Raw genomic sequence first — 19,088 nt, 5'->3', positions numbered from 1 at the left:
GGGTGGCCGAGTCCGGCCACCCCAGGCGTTGCGATCAGTTCGCCGGTGCGGCCTCGGCCAGAAGCAACATGTTGTCGACGTCGCGGTCAACTCCGGTCACTTGGTCGGAGGTCAGCCACAGGGTGGGCAGATACCCGACCGTGGGTACCCACATCGCTTCAGTCAGCACCTCGTTGAGGTGTGCGAATGCTTCGGCCTGCTCCTCCTCGGTGACCGCTGAGTTGGCTGCGGCAACTGCCGGGGCGTAGTCGGGGAAGATTTCGGTGGCGCCGACCGGGTTGTCCTCCATCCGATAGATGCTGTTGGTGGTGATCCGGGTGGGGTACTTCTGTCCATTCCCGATCGCGGAGAATACGATCTGGAAGTCTCCGGCGAGCATCTTTTCGGTGTATTCAGCGTTGTCGCGCACCTCGATGTCGAGCGTGAACCCGATCTCCCCCAGTGAAGCTTGCAAGATCTGGGCAGCTTGTTCCGTACGCGCATTTGCACTGGTCACCATAATGGAAGCGCTCAACTCATCTGCCGAGAGGCCGGAGTCCTCCAACTGTTGCCGTGCCCGGTCAAGGTCGAACTCCAGGGTCTCGGCGAGTTCCGCATCATAGGCGGGTGAGTGCGGGCCGTAGGGCAGGGTCGCTGGATCAGCGTAGCCGTGATAGAGGGCATCGACGATGGACTGCCGGTCGGTGGCGTAATTGATCGCCATCCGCACGTTCTCGTCGTCAAACGGTGCGACGCTGGGGTTGATTCGCCATTGATCGATCAACGCACCGTCGTTGCCGGTGAGGACGGTGGCTTGTCCCTCGAGGCGTTGAGCATCCAACGGCGGCACATCAACTGCCAGGTCGATGACGCCGGACTCGAAGCCGGAGATGAGGGAGTCCATGTCCCCGAACACCCGGTAGTTCAGCGTCTGGTAGGCCGGAGCCTCACCCCAATAGTCGTCGTTGCGCTCCAACACGATCCGCTCCCCCGAGACCCACTCGGAGAATTCGAACGGCCCAGTGCCCACACCACTACTGGAGTCATCCAGAGACCCGGGGTCACCGATCGTCCAGGATTGCAGCAAATCGGTGATTTGTAGTTCCGCAACAGGGTCAGTGAAGTTGACCTGCAGCGTCAGATCGTCGAGAACTTCCCAGTCGGAGACGGCGGACATCGGGCCGAACATCTGCTGGCCCGTCTCGGGATTGGCGAAAAACTCCAGGTTGGCAGCCACGGCCTCGGCGTTGAATACCTCACCGGAATGGAAGGTCACCCCGTCGCGCAGGGTAATGGTCACCGCGGACTGGTCATCGCTAATTTCCCATTCAGTCGCCAACTCCGGCGAAGGGTTGAGTTCGTCGTCGTACGAAGCGAGAGATTCGTACACCTGCCGGGTGAACGGGAAAAGGATCGTTTGGATCCGGCTCGGAGACCAGTCCGTGGGCTCGACATGCACGCCGATGTTCAGAGTATCGGCACCAGTGCTTTCACCGTTCCCGCCATCGCCGGGGGCATCGGGACCGTCATCGGTCCCGTTCCCCCCGCAGGCGGCCAGGGTGAGTGAGGCGGCGACGAATACCGCTATCGCCGATATGTGTCTGTTCTTCATTATCGCTCCTCATTGAGGGTGGGAACCGTCCACCGGATGGTGGAGGCGGGGGATGTGGCTTTCGGTTCGATCGTGATGGATCGGCTGGTCAGGAATAGGAGATGCGTGGATCCAAGTAGGCGTAGAGGACGTCCACGATGAGGTTCACCAACGTGACGCCGACGATGATCATCAACGTGGCGCCCTGTATCAGGGCGTAATCACGTTGCTCGATCGCTTGGAGGAGCATGCGGCCCAGGCCGGGATAGTTGAACACCGACTCGGTCACGACTGTGCCGCCAATGAAGGTGCCCAACTGCAGTCCCAGCACTGTGACGAACGGCAACAGGGCATTCCGTAAGGCGTGCCTGGCAACGACTAACCATTCGATCTGACCTTTGGCACGAGCGGTGCGGACGTAATCGCGTTGAAGGGTCTCGGACAGTGACTGCCGCAAGAAGCGTCCGAGAATGCCGGAGATGAAGATCCCCAACGTCAGTCCAGGCAAGATCAGGTTGCGCAAAGCACCCAGCGGATCCTCCCAGAACGGCACGAAGTCGGACACGGCCGGGAGCACCCGCCACTGCACCCCGAGGAACAAGATCAGCAGAATGCCCACCCAAAAGGTCGGCACACTCAAGGACAGGATGCTCTGGGCGCTGGTGAGACGGCCAAGGAACGAGCGGGGCCGCAGCGCGCCGAAGAAGGCGATCGGCATCGACAGCACCAAGGCGAATGCGAAGGAGACCACCGCAAGCTGGACCGTTGGTAATAGCCGGCGCGCGATCGCCGCGCCCACCGACTCCCGGGTGATATAAGAATGACCGAAGTCGCCCTGGACCGCGTTGCCGATCCACGTCAAGTACTGCGTTAACAGGGGCTGGTCCAATCCCATCCGCTGCCGCTCGTACTCGACCGCCTCCGGAGGGGCGTTGTCGCCCGCCACCGCGATGGCCGGATCTCCGGGTAGGGCGTAGACGATCAGCCAGATCAAGACCGAGGCCACCAGGAGTGTGGGCACCGTCTGCAGTAGACGCCGAAGGATGTACGTACTCACGCGCGTGCCTCCAGTTCCACCGGGGTATCAGCCGTACCCTCGCGGAACTTCTGCAGACCGCGTCCCATCAGGTCCAAGGCCAGAACAGTCATGGTGAGCATGACCCCCGGCAGGATCGCGTAGTACGGGGCGTTGGCGAGGAAGCCCTTGCCGGTGCGCAGCGCATCACCCCACGTCGGCGTCGGTGGTTGGGTTCCCAGCCCGAGGAAACTCAAGGCGGCCTCCAACAGAATCGCCACCGATGCCGTGATCACCATTTGAACGATGATCGGGCCCCAGGCATTCGGCAGAATCGTGCGCACCATGGTGTAGATATGGCCGGCCCCCAATGCCTTGACCGCGCTGACGTACTCCTCCTCCTTGATTGACATCGTCGATGCCCGCACGATCCGGGCGAAGACAGGAATACTCGCGATGCCTACTGCGACGATCGAACTGACGAAGCCCCGACCCGCCATCACGATGATGATGAGGGCAAGCAGGATTGCCGGCACGGCGATCTGGATGTCGATCGCACGCATGATCAGAGCGTCTGCCCATCGGCCGAAGTACCCGGACATGAGACCAAGCGGCACGCCCACAAGCGCTGCTCCGACCGTGGCGAACAGTCCGGTCAGCAGCGAGGCGCGCGCGCCATACAAGGTGCGCGAGTACAAATCGCGACCGAGTTCGTCGGTGCCGAACCAATGTTGGGCGTCGGGGGGCTGGAAAGCGTTCGCCGCATTGACTGCCAAAGGATCGAAAGGCGAGAGGACGGGGGCGAAAGCTGCCATCAGGCCTAGACACGCGATAATCACTCCGCCGATCAGGAGCGAGGGACTGCGCCGAGCTGTCTGGCGGATCAGTTGCCACGGTGTCCGCCGCTTGGGCCCAGTGGTCTTCGCACTTGTTGATGGCTGTTCCCCGGTGCTCATCGCCGCATCTCCGTCGTGGTTTCCGCCTCGGTTGTCAAACCGGGCCGGGGCTTGGGCATGCCCAGCGATAAGGGACCGCTGAAATGGCAGGCGGTGGGGTGCGACTGACCCGATCGAATAGTCAACGCTGGTTCCTCGGTGGCACAAATATCCTCTGCGCGCCAACACCGGGTGCGGAACCGGCATCCGCTCGGTGGATTCGTCGGGCTCGGTACGTCGTCGCTCAGCAGGATGCGATCATCGGCACGTCGCCCACCTGGCTCGGGAACGGGTACCGCCGATAACAGCGCTTGGGTGTAGGGATGCAACGGCTCTTCGTAGATCTGATCCCTGGTGCCGGTCTCCACGATCTTGCCCAAGTACATAACTGCCAAGCGGTTGGAAATGTGGCGAACCACCGACAAGTCATGAGAAATGAAGATGTAGGCGAGGTCCATTTCAGCCTGCAGTTCCTGCAGGAGGTTGACGACCTGGGCCTGGATGGAGACGTCTAAAGCTGAGACGGGTTCGTCGAGGATCAACATACGCGGATGCAGGGCGAGCGCTCGGGCAATACCGATCCGCTGTCGTTGGCCTCCGGAAAACTCATGGGGAAACCGGAAACGCTGGTCGCGGTGCAGCCCGACGCGTTCGATGAGTTCATCGATGAAGCCCTCGGATGTGACCCGATCGTACTGGCCGTGGAGTTTCAGCGGCTCAGCCAGGATCTCATGCACACGCAGCCTGGGATTGAGGGAGGCGAAGGGGTCTTGGAAGACGATCTGCATGTCACGACGCACTGGACGCATCTGGCGCCGGGAGAGGCCGGAGATGTCCTTACCGTCAAACATCGTTCGCCCGCCGGTGGGCTCCAGTAGGCGCAAGATGGTCCGCCCGGTGGTCGACTTGCCACAGCCGGACTCCCCCACTAAACCGAGGGTCTCGCCGCTATGAAGTTCCAGGTCGATACCGTCGACGGCACGAACCCAGCCGGTGGTGCGCTTAGCGATTCCGGTCCGGACCGGAAAGTGCTTCTCCAAACCCTCGACCTGCAGCAAAGGCGGGTGAACCGCGTGTTTCGACGTGGTCACGGTTGCACCTCGCTGCCGGGCGCACCGACCGTGGTGGCGGCGCGAAATGCCGGGACCTCATCCAGGAAGTGGCACCGGGCGCGCGTCCCCTCCGCTGACAGCAAGAGGTCAGGGGTCTGCTCGGAGCACAGGGACCGTCCAGCGGCGAGGTCGCAGCGCGGATGGAACCGGCATCCCGTCGGCTGCGCACGTGCACTTGGCGGGTTTCCACGAATCGGCAACAGCCGAGTGGTGCGGCCATCCAAGCGAGGAAGGCTCCGAAGCAAGCCAAGCGTATAGGGGTGACTGGGCCGCCGAAACACCTGCTCGACCGTCCCGGTCTCCACGACTTGTCCGGAATACATCACCACGACCCGGTCAGCCATCTCAGCAACGACCCCAAGGTCATGGGTGATGAGGATCGTGGCTGCGCCGGTCTCCTCCTTGGCTCTGCGCAACACGTCCAAGACTTGCGCCTGGATGGTGACATCCAAGGCGGTCGTTGGCTCATCGGCGATCAGCAGACGGGGCTTGTTGGCCATCGCCATCGCGATCATGGCCCGCTGTCGCATGCCGCCGGAGTACTCGTGGGGATACTGCTTGAGTCGGGCTTCAGCGTTCGGCACTCCGACCGTGCGCAGGAGTTCCAATGCCCGATCCCTGGCGGCGGAGGCTGACATCGGCGCATGGATCGTCAGCGCCTCGGTGAGTTGGTTGCCGATGGTCAAGACAGGATTCAATGCGGTCATCGCGTCCTGGAAGACCATCGCGATCGACTTGCCACGGACCGCGCGCATCTCTCGTTTCGACATGCTCAGCAGGTCCTTGCCCTCAAATGTGGCAGTACCCCCGACGACGTTTCCCGCTGCCAGCCCGAGCAGGGACATCACACTAACGCTCTTGCCGGAGCCAGATTCACCGACAATGCCCAGGGTCTCTCCGGGGTGGACATCGAAGGTCACTCCGTCCACGGCGGTCACAGTGTTCGATCCGCTGCCGAACGTGACACGTAGGCCATCCACCGAGAGCAGCGGTTCCTGCCCTGGTGGCGCTTCAGAGTCCTGGAGAGCCATGCAACCTCCTCGTTACAACGGACCGGTCACGGTCGGTACATGCACTGAATGGGGATCCTAGCGAACTTTCACTGATCAGTGAGGGTGTTTCAGCGACTGCAACCTGTCAGCGCCAATCGTCGGTGGAGTCGACGGGATAGATCGGCCGCGGCACGCGCTCCCACGGCAGCGCGGAAATGTCTGTCTGCGTGGGCCCTGGGGTGTCAGCCCGGATGACCGCAGTCGTCACGTGCTCAAACCATTGGAAGTTACTCGCGGTCTTGAGCACCAAGGCCTGGTAGTCCTGTGGGTTGATACCAAAGTGTCCGTAGAGGGCGGGGTGATTGCCCGCGACGCCGGGCCGCTCACTCACTACCAGCGTGACGTTGCCCGTATCCACGACCGCAGTTGCCCCCATGTCCACATGCTCATCCTGATACCCGCCGCCGGGATTCAGGATGAGTTCCTCGGCAGACCGCACCTTGACGGTGAGCTCAAGTGGTTCGAACCAGCCGCTGACCGCACCACCCACCCGCACCTCGACCTGAGCGCCGGCACCGGCTGCGAGCAAGGTCCGGGCGGCATGTGGATCGACCATCGGCACCAGCGCGCGCAGCCCTCCCACACGAAGCAACTCGCTCAGGAGCACAGTGCTGTCACCACCTGCTCCGCCGAAGACCGAATCGCCGGTGTCACTCAGGATCACCGGCGTCGGCGAAGCCAGAGCCAGCTGGACGGCTTCGGCCGGTGGCACTGAGGTCGTGACTTGGAATCGTTCTCGTTGGGACCAGGCCCGATCGGCCATTTCCTCGGCGAGCGTCTCGGCCAGCGGTTGATCGCCATCGGTCACGACGACAATCGCCCAACCGGCTTCCTCGAGGTCGAGCCACGGCTGCATGGGGAAGGGCGAGACGGATAGAACCCCCGGGAGGCCTTCCAGGTGCCGTGCGCGGTCGAACCATTCCTTCATCGGGCCCGTGGATGTGAGGTACTGCTCCTGATGGGATAGGAGTCGCAGTTTGCGCCAGCCGATCGTAGGCGCGACCTCACCGGCAGCGACGCGCAAGAGCAGTGCCGCACTGAGCCGGCCGGTGTCGAACGGGTCATGGGGCTGGGTGCGGTGCCCGATGATCGCCGTGGACAGATCAACGAGCCGCGAGGTGATGTTCGCATGATGATCAAGCCCCACGACAATGGGAAGATCGGATCCGACAATCGACCGGGCGACCGTGAGCAGGTGCCCTTCGACGTCGTCGTCACCGCTGGCGGCACAGGCGCCGTGCAGCAACAGAGCCAGGCCGTCCAACTCCCCCGCCCCTCGAAGTTGACTGCGCAGTTCGTCGGTCAGCGTGTGCAGCGTCTCTGCGGTGAGCCTTCCTCCGGCGACAGCACGCGCACGCACCAAGGGGACCACTTCGACATCACGCCCGGATTCCTGCACTCCTTCGAGGAAGCCTCCGATGGGCCCGACACCGGCCAGTTTCGTGAGCACTTCCTGTCCGCGATATATCCCGAACGCTGCGAAGTTGTCGATCGTCGACGGTGCCGGGTTGAATGTATTCGACTCTTGTCCGATATACGCCACAGCTATGCGCATGCAGCCACCTTCCTTGGCAGAACATCCAGCGGCCCTGCTGACACTCGCACGGGCACAACCGGCGAGTTGCGGGCATGACCACTGCCCGATGATGTCGTTTCGAGTATCGAAACTCCGGGTCCAGTATCCGGCACGCGGGTGTCAGCGTCAAGAGACCGACGAGACTCACGAAAAGTGCCCGCGAACGGTTTGCCGTGCCTCACGTAGGAATGCCCGCGAACGGTGAACCGTGGGAGGGCATGGGAAGTGAGTTGGAGATGGCATCTCGCGCCGATGTGACGGCGAAGTTTGCTCGGGAGTATTCTCGGGCTTCGAAGAAGGACAAGGGCCTGGTCCTGGATCAGGTTGTGGCGGTGACTGGCTGGTCGCGGGACAACGCGCGCCGGCGATTGACCGCGGCGGCCAAGGACCCACCGGGCCGCGGTAGGCAGGTCGCTAAGGTCAAGCGCCGGGCGCGGGCGCCGAAGTACTCCTACGACGCGCGCAAGGTGCTGCAGAGGGTGTGGGCGGCCTCGGGTGGGCAGTGTGGGAAGTATCTGGCCGCCGCGATGCTGCTGGACCTGCTGGACCTGCTGGAACGCTCCGGGGAGTTGGTTACCGGTACGGGGCGCTACTCCCAGGCTGTGCGAGCAGAACTGGAGGCGATGAGCCCAGCCACCATTGACCGCTACCTGGCCCCGGCGAAGGCCAAGGACCAACTCCGGGGTAAGTCGGCCACCAAGGCCGGGCCCTTGCTGCGCAACTCGATCACCATCCGCAAGGCCGGCGATGAGGTCGAGGCCGAACCAGGGTTCTTCGAGGTCGACACCGTTGCCCACTGCGGCCCCGTGCTCAAGGGCGAGTTTGAACCGGCCCGGGTTTGATGCCGCTGCTGTTTGAGTCCGAGAGGATGGACAGCATGCCGAAGAAGATCGATCCCCAGCTGCGCGCGAGGTGCGTGCGGCTCGTGCGCGAGCACGCCCAGGAGTACCCCACCTTGACCGCGGCGACGGCCGCGGTCGCCCGTCAGGAGGGCGTCTCGCGAGAGTCCGTGCGGCGCTGGCTGGCCCAGGCCGAGGTCGACGACGGGACCCGCCCCGGCGTCACCAGTGAGGAGTCTGCCGAGATCAAGCGCCTGAAGACGGAGAACAGGCGGTTGCGGGAGGACAACGAGATCCTTCGCCGGGCCTCGATTTTCTTCGCGGGGGAGCTCGACCCCCGAGGCCGCTGATCTGCGCGTTCATCGACGAGATGCGCGCCGAGGGCTATGCAGTCGAGCCGATCCTGCGCGTCCTGCGTCAGCAGGGCCTTGTGATCGCTGCACGGACCTACCGGGCCTGGAAGAGGCCGGCCCGCATCACTGCCCGCACTGTCACAGACGCGTTCGTGGAGGACAAGATCCGCGACCTCGCCTGGAAGCTCAACCCGGTCACCGGGCAGATGCAGATGACGCCGGAGGGCCTGTACGGGCGACGGAAGTGGGTTGCGCTGCTTCGCCGCCAGGAGGGCCTTGCCGGCACCTCCCGGGGCGCGGTGGACCGCGCGATGCGGACCCTGGGTCTCGAGGGCATCCGGCGGGTGAAGAAACTCCGCACCACCATCCCGGGCCCAGACGGGAAACGTGCCGGTGACCTTCTCAATCGCGACTTCACGGCCCCGGCCCCGGACCGCGTGTGGGTCACCGACTTCACCTACGTCCGCACCTGGGCGGGGTTCGTCTACGTCGCGTTCGTCGTGGACGTGTTCGCCCAGCGGATCGTGGGCTGGCACGCCAACACCAGCATGCGCACCGACCTGGTCATGACCCCTCTGCGGATCGCCCTCTGGCAGCGCGACCGCGAAGGAAACCCCGTCTCACCAGGAGCTTTGGTGCATCACAGCGATGCCGGCGCCCAGTACACCTCGATCCGATACACCGAGCACCTCGACCTCGAGGGCATCGCCCCGTCCATCGGGACCGTCGGCGACGCGTTCGACAACGCCCTCATGGAGAGCGTGAACGGCCTGTTCAAGACCGAGTGCATCCGCACCACGGTCTTCCACGCGGGCCCCTACAAGACGCTCTCAGACGTCGAGTACGCCACCGCCGGCTGGGTCGACTGGTACAACAACCGGCGCCTCCACGGCTCTCTGGGGATGCTCACCCCGGTAGAGTTCGAGACGCTCTACTACGAGGCCCTCAACCGAGAGCCCGCACCCACAAAGTAGCGGCAGAGAAGCCGTGCCGATTCAAGGCGCGGAAACAGCGCCCTGCACCGCATCACGCTGGTGCGCATGCAGCGCGACCCTCAAACGAAGGACTACGTCGCACGCAGGAGGCAACAGGGCAAGAACACCAGGGAGATCATGTGCTGCCTCAAACGCGCGATCGCCCGAGAGGTCTACCGGGCGCTGACGAGAACCCCAACCGGCAACACGAGCACACTTCAAAGCCCAGCGCAGGGACAAGGGCATGACCCTCACTCAGGTCGCGCGAGCCCTCCACACCCGGCCCGCCCGCATCTCCGATATCGAGAACCAGCGACGCCCGCTGCCCGAACTCACCGCCCGCTACGAGCAATGGCTCCAAACGGCTTGACACAGAATAGGAGCATCATGATGCACCTCGGAGACATTCGCCCGACGCGGCGTCACGCTTGCGTAACACCGGTCAGTACATCACCCAGCCCCCATCAACGTTGATGACCTGCCCGGTGATGAAGGAAGCTTCGTCGCTAGCGAGAAAGACGAATGCACCGGTGAGGTCGTCTGCGGTCCCGCGCCGGGGTAGCGCTTGTTTGGGCAGGATCCTTGCGGCTACTGCGTCCGCATCAGGACTCAACTCCAACTCTTGTTCGGTGCGGATCGCTCCGGGCATGACTGCGTTTACGCGCACGTGATGCGGTCCCAGTTCACGGGCCAGGGCGCGAGTCATTCCCAGGATCGCGGCCTTCGAGGCCGTGTAGTGCACCGCATCGGGCTGCCCGGTCTCGACCATGACCGACGTCAACGTAATCAGCGACCCCCTATTAGCGATGAGATCACTCCTGGCCGCTGCAGCGAGCAACCAAGTACCGCGGGTGTTCACCGCCTGGACGTGGTCCCACTGTGGGATCGAGATCTCCTGAAACGGCGAACGACCCGAGGCAGCAGCATTCGCAACCACCGTTGTCAGCGGACCGATGGACGATCGCGCTGCCGCGACCACCTGGCCCGGTCCGGCAGGATCAGCAAGGTCCCCCGGCACTGCAGCAACCTGACCCCCAGTGACGCGCAGGTCGTCCACCAGGCCCTTGGCAAGGTCGGTCATGGCCGGGGTGGGCTCATGATGAATCGCTACCGCGGCACCTTCGGCAACGAAGGCACGGGCGGTCGCGGCCCCGATCCCCCGGGAACCCCCGGTGACGAGAACCCGGTAACCGTGCAATCTTCCGTCGAGTGACATGGACGTGCTCCTTAGATGGGGTCAGGCGTCGCGTGCAGCGTGCGTCCTTGCGGTGTTCGTCAGGCGAGCGCTTGACCCGCCAAGCCACCTTCGACTGTCAACACGGCGTCGACGAGCAACTTCGTCGCTTCGGCCTTCGGGGTGGTGAACAAGTCGGCCGGCGCGCCTGTCTCGACGATGCGTCCGGCCGACATCACCGCCACCCGCGACGTGGTGTAAGCCACCACGGACAGGTCATGTGCAATGAGAACGAGCGTCAGGCCCAGTTCAGCAACCAAGTCCTTCAACAGGTTGAGCACCTGTGCCTGAATAGAAACATCGAGTGCCGAGACTGGTTCATCGGCGAGCAGACTTTGGGCGCCGGCATGAGGGCCCGGGCGATGGCGATGCGTTGCAACTGACCACCGGAAAACTCGTGCGGGTACTTGTGTACCGCCTCCTTGGACATGCCGACCTGGTCAAGCACCTCATACATCCGACGCTCGTGATCGACCTGCACCCCCAGGCTGCGGAGTGGTTCGACCAGCGATGCGCCTACCTTCATGCGGGGGTCCAGCGAGGCCCGGGGGTTCTGAAGTACTACTTGGACCGCTCGACGGAACGCGATCCGACCGGCACGGTTCGCATCCCAGACGTCTTTCCCGTGAAAGTTCATGACGCCGGCATTGGGACGCTCTTCACCGACCAAGATGCGGGTGAGAGTGGACTTGCCAGACCCCGACTCACCGACCAGCCCGACTGCCTCCCCCTCCATGGCGTGGAAGTCGATGTCGATGAGTGCGTCCAGCGTTGGCCGTCGGGAGATAAGCTTGGTGCGCGGCAAGCGATACTCCTGAGACACATTGCGGGCTTCGATAATGGGGGTGGGATCCTCCGGAGACGGCGCATCGGACGTCAACGTGTCTTCACCTCCGATTCGACAGTCACCTGCAAGTGTTCAGGGAACCAGCACGCCACGCGGGACTCGGTTCCGGTGAGTTCTGGGGTTTGCTCACACTGAGCCTGCGCCCGCGAGCACCGCGGCCGGAACGCGCACCCCGTCGGCATGTCATGCAGCGGTGGCACCGTGCCCTTGATGTGTGGCAGCCGCACATCTGCACTAACGTCGATGTTGTCCATCGTCGGCTGGGACTCGAGCAGACCACGGGTGTACGGGTGTTTTGGTGTGCGAAGCACCACGTCTACGGGCCCTTGCTCCACAACTCGTCCGCCGTACATGACGGCCACGTAGTCGCACATCGCCGCGATCACCGGTAGGTCATGAGTGATCATCAACAAGGCACTGCCCCGCTCGGTGACGGCGGTGTCGAGGAGCCGTAGCACCTCCTTCTGGACTGTGACGTCCAGGGCGGTAGTCGGCTCGTCGGCAATGATCAGTTGCGGATAACAGGCAACAGCCATCGCAATCATGATGCGCTGACGTTGTCCACCGGAGAGTTGGTGGGGGAACGAGCGCATCAACTGTGGCGGGCGGGGCAATTTCATCAGGGTCAGCAGGTCCAGTGCCTGGTCATGTGCTTGCTGTGCCGTGGTTGACGTGTGCCGGCGGATCACCCAGGTGATTTGTTCACCGACGCGCCTGGTGGGATTGAGCGCAGACAACGGGTCCTGGAAAATCATCGACAACGTGCGGCCACGCCGCCGAGAGAGTTGCTGGTCAGAGACAGCAGCCAAGTCCACGCCGTCATGCCAGATTTCCCCGTCGACTTGCCAGCCCTCGGGTTGCAGACCCATGATTGCCAGCGCCGTCAGGCTCTTTCCAGCACCGGACTCACCGACGATTCCGACGCGTTGGCCGGGCAGGATCTTCAGGTCCACGCCCCGTACCGCGCGCATTTCATCGCGGCGGACGACCAGATTGCGGACATCGAGTACAGGTGTGGTCACGGTTACCTCCGAGACAGGCGAGGATCGAGTTTGTCGCGCAACCCGTCACCGAGCAGGTTGAGACCGAGGACGGCGAAGACGATTGCCAGTCCGGGCCATAGTGCGAGCGGGCTGGACACACCGACCATGTCCTGGGCTTCCTTCAACATCATGCCCCAAGAAATCGCCGGCCGGTTGACGCCGACTCCCAGGTACGACAGGGACGCCTCAGTGAGGATGCCGACAGCGAAGTACAGCGTGAACTGAACGGTCAGGACCGAGGCGACATTGGGTAGGACGTGGCGGGCAAGGATGAAGGGGTTCCGACGGCCGTACAGCCGGGCGGCTGTGATGAAGTCCTCCGCGAGCACTCGCAACGCCGCGGCGCGCACCACCCTGGCAAAGGAGGGTGTGAAGAAAACTGTGAGCGCGAAGATCGTCGAACCAACCCCCGCCCCGATGGTCGCAGCGAGCACCAGGGCGAACACCACTCCGGGGATTGCCAACAAGATGTCCGCGCTACGCATCACCGTCTCATCCACTGCCGACCGGCCGGCCGCTGCGATGAGGCCGGCAGCCCCACCGATGACCATGCCGAGCAGGGCTGCACCCGCGGCGACCAGGGTCGAGGTTCGTGCCCCCACCATGAGCGCGCTGAGCACATCCCGCCCCAGGGGGTCGGTGCCAACCAGGTGTCCCGGTGAGCCGAACGGTTGTAGCCGATTGCCAGGCGCGACCGCATTGGGATCCATGGGCAGCCAGAAAACGGAGACGACCGCGATGCCGATGAACGTTCCAGTCATCACCAGTCCGACCCAGAATGCCAGGTGCGCCTTGCCGCGGCGCCGCATGCTGGGAGCGAGAGCGGACTCCGGGGCGATAGTGGGAGGTGTCTGACTCATTTGCTCGCCACCCTTACGCGTGGATCCAGGATTCCGTACAAGACATCGACCACCAGATTGACCGTCATGACGAACGCGACGACGACCATCACTGTGCTCTGCACAACGATCACCTCGCGAGCGCTCACTGCCGAGAGGATCATTCGACTCAGACCCGGCAGCGAGAACACGGTTTCGATAATCACCGTTCCGCCCACCAGTTCGGCCGCGAGCAGTCCGATAACGGTCACCAGGGGCAGTGCCGCGTTGCGCAATCCGACCCGGTACAGCGAGGTCCTGCGGGTCATCCCGAAGGCCCTTGCGGTTCGGACGAAGTCCTCGTTCATCACATCCAGCACCGCGGTCCGGGTGTATCTGCTCAGAGATGCCGCCATCACTACACCCAGCGCGAAGGCCGGCAGAATCAACGACCGCACTGCACGCCAGATACCGTCCGACCAGGGTGTCCAGCCTCCGGTGGGCAGTAGCCCGAGATGGACCCCGAACACCATGGCGAGCAGCACACCTGCCCAGAACACCGGTACCGCAATACCGACCTGGCTGAGCATCGCTACCAGCGCCCCGATCGGGCGCCGTGCGTGGGTTGCGGCGAAGGTCCCCACCGGGATGGCCACGAACAGGGCGATCGCCATCCCGCCCAACGCGAGCGGAATACTGATCGGGAGCCGACTCAGGATCATCTCGGAGACCGGCTCTCCGGTACGGAAGGAGTTCCCGAGATCGCCCTGGAGCATGCCAAAAAGCCAGTCGAAGTACTGCACCGGGAGTGGACGGTCAAGCCCGAGTTCCGCCATCAGTGCGTCAATGGCACCCGGACTTGCATCCTGGCCCAGCATGACCGCTGCAATGTTTCCGCCAGCCAAGCGGATGAGCGAGAAGATCAGCAGGGACGAGACCAGCAACGCCAGGACGAAGAACGCCAGACGCCGCGCAAGAAAGACCACCATGAGATTCCCTCTCGGTGTGGCTCGGCGCTCAAAGCCGAGACGTGCTGGGCAACGTGGGCCGCGGGTACCGATCCCCGCGGCCCACGTCCGTCACCAGTGGAGGTTCTTGAACTGGATGTCGACCATGATCCGGGGCTCCTGCCAGCCCTGCAGGTCCGGATGGAACAAGCCGACTCCGTTCTTGGCTGCCAGGGGGACGATCACTGCGTCTTCCTTGAGCACTTCATTGGCAGCCGCCATCCGGTCGTCGTACTCCTCGATCGACTCGGCACTATCAGCCTCGTTCAGCAACTCGGTGAACTCCTGGCTGCAGTACGTGGTCCAACCCGCTTGATCGGGGCTTTCACAGGCGAAACCCGTGATCGGAGCTGCACTGGACATCACGGTGATGCCGAACTGCGGAGGGCGCGCCTGGAACACGGTTTGGGAGTAGCGCGCCAGTTCGATGGCATTGCGGTCGATGTCCGCCCCGACCTGCTGCAGTTGGGCAACGAGGATGTCGGCCGGCAGCGAGAGGTCCGGAACGTCACTCAGTGAGGTGAATTCGACAGATTGCGTGTCGAGACCAGCCGCCGAGATGGCACCAGTGGCAGCATCAAGGTCAGAGGGGTGCGGGCAGGCCTCCGCGCTCTCTGGCGCGAACCACGAGGTGTCTTCCAATCCGAAATCGCAGGTGGCGTCGGCGCCCCAGGGTGCGTTGAACGCAGCCAGGATGTCCTCCCGGTTGAAGGCCTGAGCAAGCGCCTGACGCGCTTCGGGCTCATCAAAGGGGGCCTGGGTCGAATTGAATGCCACGTAGAGCATCTCGCCGACCTGTGGGTAGGTGACCAGATTGAAACTCTCATCGAAGCCTTCGGTCGTCAGCCTCTCCCACAGATCGATGGTGATCACGGGGAAGACGTCGACCTCGCCGGCGCTCAGTGCGTTCAGCGCTGCGGTGCCGTCAGGAATGATCCGTACGGTGACGTCTTCAATACTGGGGGCCTCCCCCCAATAGTCCTCGTTGACGCTGAAGGCCAGTTGGTCATCGGTGGCGTAGTTGTCGAGCACGTACGGCCCGGTGCCGATCGGGTTGGTAGCGATCCCATCGGCCGCTGACTCCGGCTGGATCAAGCCTGACATCCCACCCATTCCTTGGAAGAATGCTTGGCTGGGTCGCTCCAACTCCACCTCAACGGTGCGCTCATCCACTGCCGTGATCGACTCCACTGCGCCGTAGGCCGCGGCGTATGTGGAGATCGGGCTCTCCTGCATCGACGTCAGGGAGTAAACGACGTCGTCGGCAGTCACGGGGTCGTCGTTGGAGAAGGTGGTTTCCCGGATCGTGAAGGTGTACGTCGTTTGGTCGTCGCTGATGTCCCACGACTCCGCCACCGCTGGCTCTGGTTCACCGGCGTCATCGAAGTAGACGAGCGGTTCCACTACGTTGCCCGGGATCCAGAGGATCAGCGCCGTCTGGTTGTTATTCACATAATCCAACGTGCCAGGGTCCTGAAGTGCGATGAGCGTCAGTGAGTTGTCTTCCGCGCCTGGGGCCGCGGGCGCTCCGCCCGAGGCTGGTTCTTCTGCAGTGGACTCTCCGCCATCGCCGCCGTTGCCGCACGCCCCGAGCAGGAGGGCCGCTCCGAGAGCAGGGCCGAAGCCGTTTTCAACCGTGTCGTCCTGGAACGTCGTAATTCCATCCGTGACCCTTTCACAGTGTGATCCAAGTGTCCGGAAAGACCTCAGTGTTCCGAACCCTGGAATGATTAGTTCAGTATGCGGTTCAGCGTTGCTCCGGTCAAGACTCCTTCAGAGCAACTGAATAACGTTTCAATAACCTGACCGGCGCGACGAGAGATGTAGGACTGGCCGGGCCTTGGGAGGCTGTACCGCCTCGACCTGCACCCTCGCGGTGAACAGCCTGCCGGCCTGCGGCTCGGCCGCGCTGCGCGCGGCATCGAAGCCTTCCTGCGCCGTCGTGATCAGGAGATCACGTCCGTCCGGTCCACCGATGGCCACACTCGTCGTTTGGGCCGTCGGCACGTGCACGACGACATCCATGCGCCCAGTGGGGTCGAATCGTCGCACTTGCCCGAGCCCGTACATCGCGACCCATAGGCCGCCTGCCGCGTCGAGTGCGATGCCGTCGGGCAATCCCTCCCCGCCGATCTGCATCATCTTCTCGGAGTGCATCACACCGCCGGAGTCGGGCTCGATCCGGTGACGCCAGATCGTGCGGGCCAGTGAGTCCACGTGCAAGAGCGAGCGGGTCCGCCGATCCCAAGCCATTCCGTTGGACAGGCTGAATCCGTTCGCGACAACGTGAGCAGTCCCGTCTCGATCTACGCGAATCAAGGCGCCCTCTTCGGGGCGCCGGTTGGGTCCCACGGCACCGATCCAGAGCCGGCCAGCGGAGTCTGCGATGCCGTCGTTGAGCACCGTTCCCGCCGGCAACTCCACAGTGGTCCATGTTGAGGCGATTTCCGGTCCCTGGGCGCTTGCTACGACCCTCTGAATTGAACGCTCTCGCGCAATGACTACGTCACCGTCGAGCGCGGGGTGAACCAGCGAGACACGATCACCCAAGGCGAGGAGCGGCTGCTTCACCGGGGCATGCAGTGCAGGTGAGCACCACACCTCCCCCGCCTCCGCGTCCACCCACCACCACGTGGTGCCGGACCAGCGCGGACTCTCCCCCAGCCGGGACCGGGGCACGTCTAACGCGATGGCCTCGCACGCCGTAGGTGCCGCCGGCATCACGATCCGGGCCGGTACGCCACTACGTCGACTTCGAACTTCAGCGAACTGATGCCTCCGGTGGTGGTCGTCCGCGCGGGTAGTGGCTCGTTGAAGTACTGCCGATAAAAGCGGTTGTATTCGTCGCGGTAGGCGGCGTCCCCCAAGTACGAGCGCACCTGCACGACGTCATCCATCGTTGCTCCAGCCGCCGCAAGGATCCGCTCGACATTGCGGAAGGAACGTTCCATCTCCGCGGCGAAGTCTCCTTCCACGTAGGCGCCGGTGTCGTCAACGGAGGCTTGACCGGAGACGAAGATGAAGTCCCCCGCCTTGATTGCTGGTGAGAAGGGCAGATGGCTGACGGGAATGTCGCCTGTGATCGATTGACGCGGCATGAGCAGATCCTCTCTGATGGTGCTCGACGGGCGGGGGGTCAGTTCGCGGCAGGTCGCCACGCAGTGTCGGGGTCCAGTGGCCACAGCGGGCGGTCGGCCCGGCGGAAGGGCATGCGGTCAAGCCGAGAGTCCGAGGGGCCCCGGGTGTCGACGTCGATGCATTCCCGGGCGATCGGTTCATAGAACGCGCGATATCCGCCGGCTGATTTGGTCACCACGATATGCGCGTCCTGCGGGTCCAAGCCGACGTGCTCGTACAACTGGTAATCCAGTTGACTCGCGGGCCGTTCCACGATGACTACATGCAGGTGGTCACCCACACGCACGACCGCCGTTGCACCGAGATCGACCGGGCTTGGCGGATAGAGCGATGTGAACCGGCCGTCGGTCAGTTTCACCACGGTGCCGGTGACCCCGATCTGGCCGTGGAATTCAGGAGCCAGGGAGCCTCCAACGGTGAGGGTGACGTCCGCACCCACACCGGCCGTGGCACACTCTTTGGATGCTTCGCCGTCGGTGTGACGATCACCTGGGCACGGCCGGTCAGCGAGGCAGCGAGGAGTCCGGCGAGGACCTCGACGCCGTCACCAGTGGCACCCGCGGAGACACTATCGGCGCCGTCCCCGAACACGACCGGCCCTTGGGTGGGGTCGGGTGCCGTGCACCCGGCACGCTGGAGTGCCTCACTGATCGGCACCTTAGGCGCCCGAACTTGCGTGCGTCGGTCCCACGCCATCTGGGCCAGTTCCGCGGCGCGCTGCTCGGCCAACCCGCCTTCGCCGGCGGTAACAACGACGGCGGACCAACCCAGATCAGGTACGTCGAGCCAAGGTTGGGTCATGAAAAGCGAAGCATCGAGAACGTGGGGTTCGTTGACGATCTCACCGATCCGGTCCATCACTTCGCGGATGGGTGGCTGGTTCGTGTCCTGCCCTTCGGCCGAGGTGATCATTGGGATCTTCTGCCACGCGAGCCGGGCCTGTGCTCCTTCGAGCTCAGCGAGAAGGAGGCGCATGGCGCGTTCACCGGTGGAGACCATGTCCACGTGCGGAAGAGTGTGGTACCCGGCAAGGAGTGGGGTGGCCGCTGCCATCCGGGCCGTGAAGTGGCAGTGCAGGTCGAAGGACGCAGCAACCGGCACTCCCATCAAGGCGGCTATCTGCTCCAGCAGGTCTCCCTCAACGTCGTCCTCATCGTCGGCCACCATCGCACCGTGCAACTGCACGTAGATGCCATCGACCTCTCCGCGATGCGATGCCAAGCCATCGAGCAACCGGTCGCGCAACCGTGGGTAAACTCCGGCAGCCAATATCGGTCCGCTGAGCGCGCCCGCCGATGTGGTCGGTATGACCTGTGCGCCCGCTTCGCGCGCGATCGCCACAGCACCGGCGACCGAGTCCAGCCCTTGGCCGGCCTCCAAGACATCTGCACCCGAGGCGAAGGTGGTGCTTTCGAATGCATCCATGCGCGTACGACCCGGAGCGAACGTGTTGGCCTCGAACATCAGGCTCGCGACCGCAATCCTGGGGGCTCCGGACACTTGCGCTGCGCGACGACCCGCCATGACTTCGCCCTCGTTCCATCAAAAGCAAACTGTGTTTTATTCGACGCAACC

At 63.7% G+C, this 19,088-nt stretch carries 19 protein-coding genes and 1 pseudogene; 3 read left to right on the top strand and 17 right to left on the bottom strand.

Translation table 11 applies throughout. The features are described from left to right. Positions 1 to 34: 34 nt before the first annotated feature. The 6 genes from ACRRRO_RS14925 to ACRRRO_RS14900 all read right to left on the bottom strand — a co-directional run bounded on the left by ACRRRO_RS14925 (position 35) and on the right by ACRRRO_RS14900 (position 7,227). Positions 35 to 1,591, bottom strand: a complete 1,557-nt coding sequence (locus ACRRRO_RS14925; RefSeq protein WP_434080502.1) for an ABC transporter substrate-binding protein — start codon at positions 1,589 to 1,591, stop codon at positions 35 to 37. Between the two features lie 88 nt (positions 1,592 to 1,679). Further along, positions 1,680 to 2,627 (bottom strand): ABC transporter permease, encoded by a 948-nt coding sequence (locus ACRRRO_RS14920; protein WP_434080501.1) that lies wholly within the window; start codon positions 2,625 to 2,627, stop codon positions 1,680 to 1,682. Then, positions 2,624 to 3,541, bottom strand: a complete 918-nt coding sequence (locus tag ACRRRO_RS14915) for an ABC transporter permease (protein WP_424798138.1) — start codon at positions 3,539 to 3,541, stop codon at positions 2,624 to 2,626. The genes ACRRRO_RS14920 and ACRRRO_RS14915 overlap by 4 nt, the downstream gene beginning before the upstream one ends. After that, positions 3,538 to 4,611, bottom strand: a complete 1,074-nt coding sequence (locus tag ACRRRO_RS14910) for an ABC transporter ATP-binding protein (protein ID WP_424798139.1) — start codon at positions 4,609 to 4,611, stop codon at positions 3,538 to 3,540. Before ACRRRO_RS14910 ends, ACRRRO_RS14915 begins: the two co-directional genes overlap by 4 nt. Beyond that, a complete protein-coding gene (locus ACRRRO_RS14905) occupies positions 4,608 to 5,663 on the bottom strand; it encodes an ABC transporter ATP-binding protein (protein WP_434080500.1) in 1,056 nt (351 codons plus the stop codon). Before ACRRRO_RS14905 ends, ACRRRO_RS14910 begins: the two co-directional genes overlap by 4 nt. A 106-nt stretch (positions 5,664 to 5,769) precedes the next feature. Next, complete coding sequence (locus tag ACRRRO_RS14900; protein ID WP_434080499.1) at positions 5,770 to 7,227, bottom strand: M81 family metallopeptidase; 1,458 nt, start codon at positions 7,225 to 7,227, stop codon at positions 5,770 to 5,772. A 251-nt stretch (positions 7,228 to 7,478) separates the two neighbouring features. Between ACRRRO_RS14900 and ACRRRO_RS14895 the strand changes: the two genes are divergently transcribed. The 3 genes and pseudogenes from ACRRRO_RS14895 to ACRRRO_RS14885 all read left to right on the top strand — a co-directional run. Beyond that, positions 7,479 to 8,102, top strand: a complete 624-nt coding sequence (locus ACRRRO_RS14895; protein ID WP_424798142.1) for a hypothetical protein — start codon at positions 7,479 to 7,481, stop codon at positions 8,100 to 8,102. Positions 8,103 to 8,137: 35 nt separating this feature from the next. Continuing rightward, positions 8,138 to 9,426, top strand: a protein-coding gene (locus tag ACRRRO_RS14890) for an IS3 family transposase (RefSeq protein ID WP_424798143.1) whose coding sequence is annotated in 2 segments (ribosomal slippage) — positions 8,138 to 8,411 and positions 8,411 to 9,426 — 1,290 coding nt in all. Because the reading frame shifts where the segments join, the coding sequence is not laid out codon by codon here. A gap of 223 nt (positions 9,427 to 9,649) precedes the next feature. Then, positions 9,650 to 9,796, top strand: a pseudogene (locus ACRRRO_RS14885) (helix-turn-helix domain-containing protein); the annotation flags it as partial. Between the two features lie 72 nt (positions 9,797 to 9,868). On the opposite strand, the gene ACRRRO_RS14880 reads toward ACRRRO_RS14885, so the two are convergent. From ACRRRO_RS14880 to ACRRRO_RS14830, 11 genes are all read right to left on the bottom strand, one after another. Beyond that, positions 9,869 to 10,642: an SDR family NAD(P)-dependent oxidoreductase gene (locus ACRRRO_RS14880; protein ID WP_424798144.1), complete on the bottom strand. Its 774-nt coding sequence runs from the start codon at positions 10,640 to 10,642 to the stop codon at positions 9,869 to 9,871. Positions 10,643 to 10,701: 59 nt separating this feature from the next. Continuing rightward, on the bottom strand, positions 10,702 to 10,941 hold the full coding sequence (locus ACRRRO_RS14875; protein ID WP_434080498.1) for a hypothetical protein: 240 nt from the start codon (positions 10,939 to 10,941) through the stop codon (positions 10,702 to 10,704). Further along, positions 10,926 to 11,540 (bottom strand): ATP-binding cassette domain-containing protein, encoded by a 615-nt coding sequence (locus ACRRRO_RS14870; RefSeq protein WP_434080497.1) that lies wholly within the window; start codon positions 11,538 to 11,540, stop codon positions 10,926 to 10,928. Before ACRRRO_RS14870 ends, ACRRRO_RS14875 begins: the two co-directional genes overlap by 16 nt. Then, positions 11,537 to 12,529 (bottom strand): ABC transporter ATP-binding protein, encoded by a 993-nt coding sequence (locus ACRRRO_RS14865; RefSeq protein WP_424798146.1) that lies wholly within the window; start codon positions 12,527 to 12,529, stop codon positions 11,537 to 11,539. Before ACRRRO_RS14865 ends, ACRRRO_RS14870 begins: the two co-directional genes overlap by 4 nt. A gap of 2 nt (positions 12,530 to 12,531) precedes the next feature. Continuing rightward, entirely contained in the window at positions 12,532 to 13,410 is an 879-nt protein-coding gene (locus ACRRRO_RS14860; protein ID WP_424798147.1) for an ABC transporter permease, read from the bottom strand. Then, a complete protein-coding gene (locus ACRRRO_RS14855) occupies positions 13,407 to 14,357 on the bottom strand; it encodes an ABC transporter permease (protein WP_424798148.1) in 951 nt (316 codons plus the stop codon). Before ACRRRO_RS14855 ends, ACRRRO_RS14860 begins: the two co-directional genes overlap by 4 nt. A 90-nt stretch (positions 14,358 to 14,447) precedes the next feature. Further along, a complete protein-coding gene (locus tag ACRRRO_RS14850) occupies positions 14,448 to 15,779 on the bottom strand; it encodes an ABC transporter substrate-binding protein (RefSeq protein ID WP_434081589.1) in 1,332 nt (443 codons plus the stop codon). Positions 15,780 to 16,169: 390 nt separating this feature from the next. Continuing rightward, positions 16,170 to 17,096 (bottom strand): SMP-30/gluconolactonase/LRE family protein, encoded by a 927-nt coding sequence (locus ACRRRO_RS14845; protein ID WP_424798164.1) that lies wholly within the window; start codon positions 17,094 to 17,096, stop codon positions 16,170 to 16,172. Further along, positions 17,096 to 17,473: a RidA family protein gene (locus ACRRRO_RS14840; protein ID WP_424798150.1), complete on the bottom strand. Its 378-nt coding sequence runs from the start codon at positions 17,471 to 17,473 to the stop codon at positions 17,096 to 17,098. Before ACRRRO_RS14840 ends, ACRRRO_RS14845 begins: the two co-directional genes overlap by 1 nt. Before the next feature lie 38 nt (positions 17,474 to 17,511). After that, on the bottom strand, positions 17,512 to 17,952 hold the full coding sequence (locus ACRRRO_RS14835) for an MlrC C-terminal domain-containing protein (protein ID WP_434080496.1): 441 nt from the start codon (positions 17,950 to 17,952) through the stop codon (positions 17,512 to 17,514). Further along, complete coding sequence (locus tag ACRRRO_RS14830) at positions 17,868 to 19,037, bottom strand: M81 family metallopeptidase (RefSeq protein ID WP_434080495.1); 1,170 nt, start codon at positions 19,035 to 19,037, stop codon at positions 17,868 to 17,870. Before ACRRRO_RS14830 ends, ACRRRO_RS14835 begins: the two co-directional genes overlap by 85 nt. Positions 19,038 to 19,088: the final 51 nt, after the last annotated feature.

The organism is Sanguibacter sp. Z1732, from assembly GCF_051020515.1.
In the GTDB taxonomy this organism is placed as follows: Bacteria; Actinomycetota; Actinomycetes; order Actinomycetales; family Beutenbergiaceae; genus CALKWS01.
The sequence above is the reverse complement of the archived record's forward strand: the minus strand, read 5'-3'. Positions and strand labels throughout refer to the sequence as shown.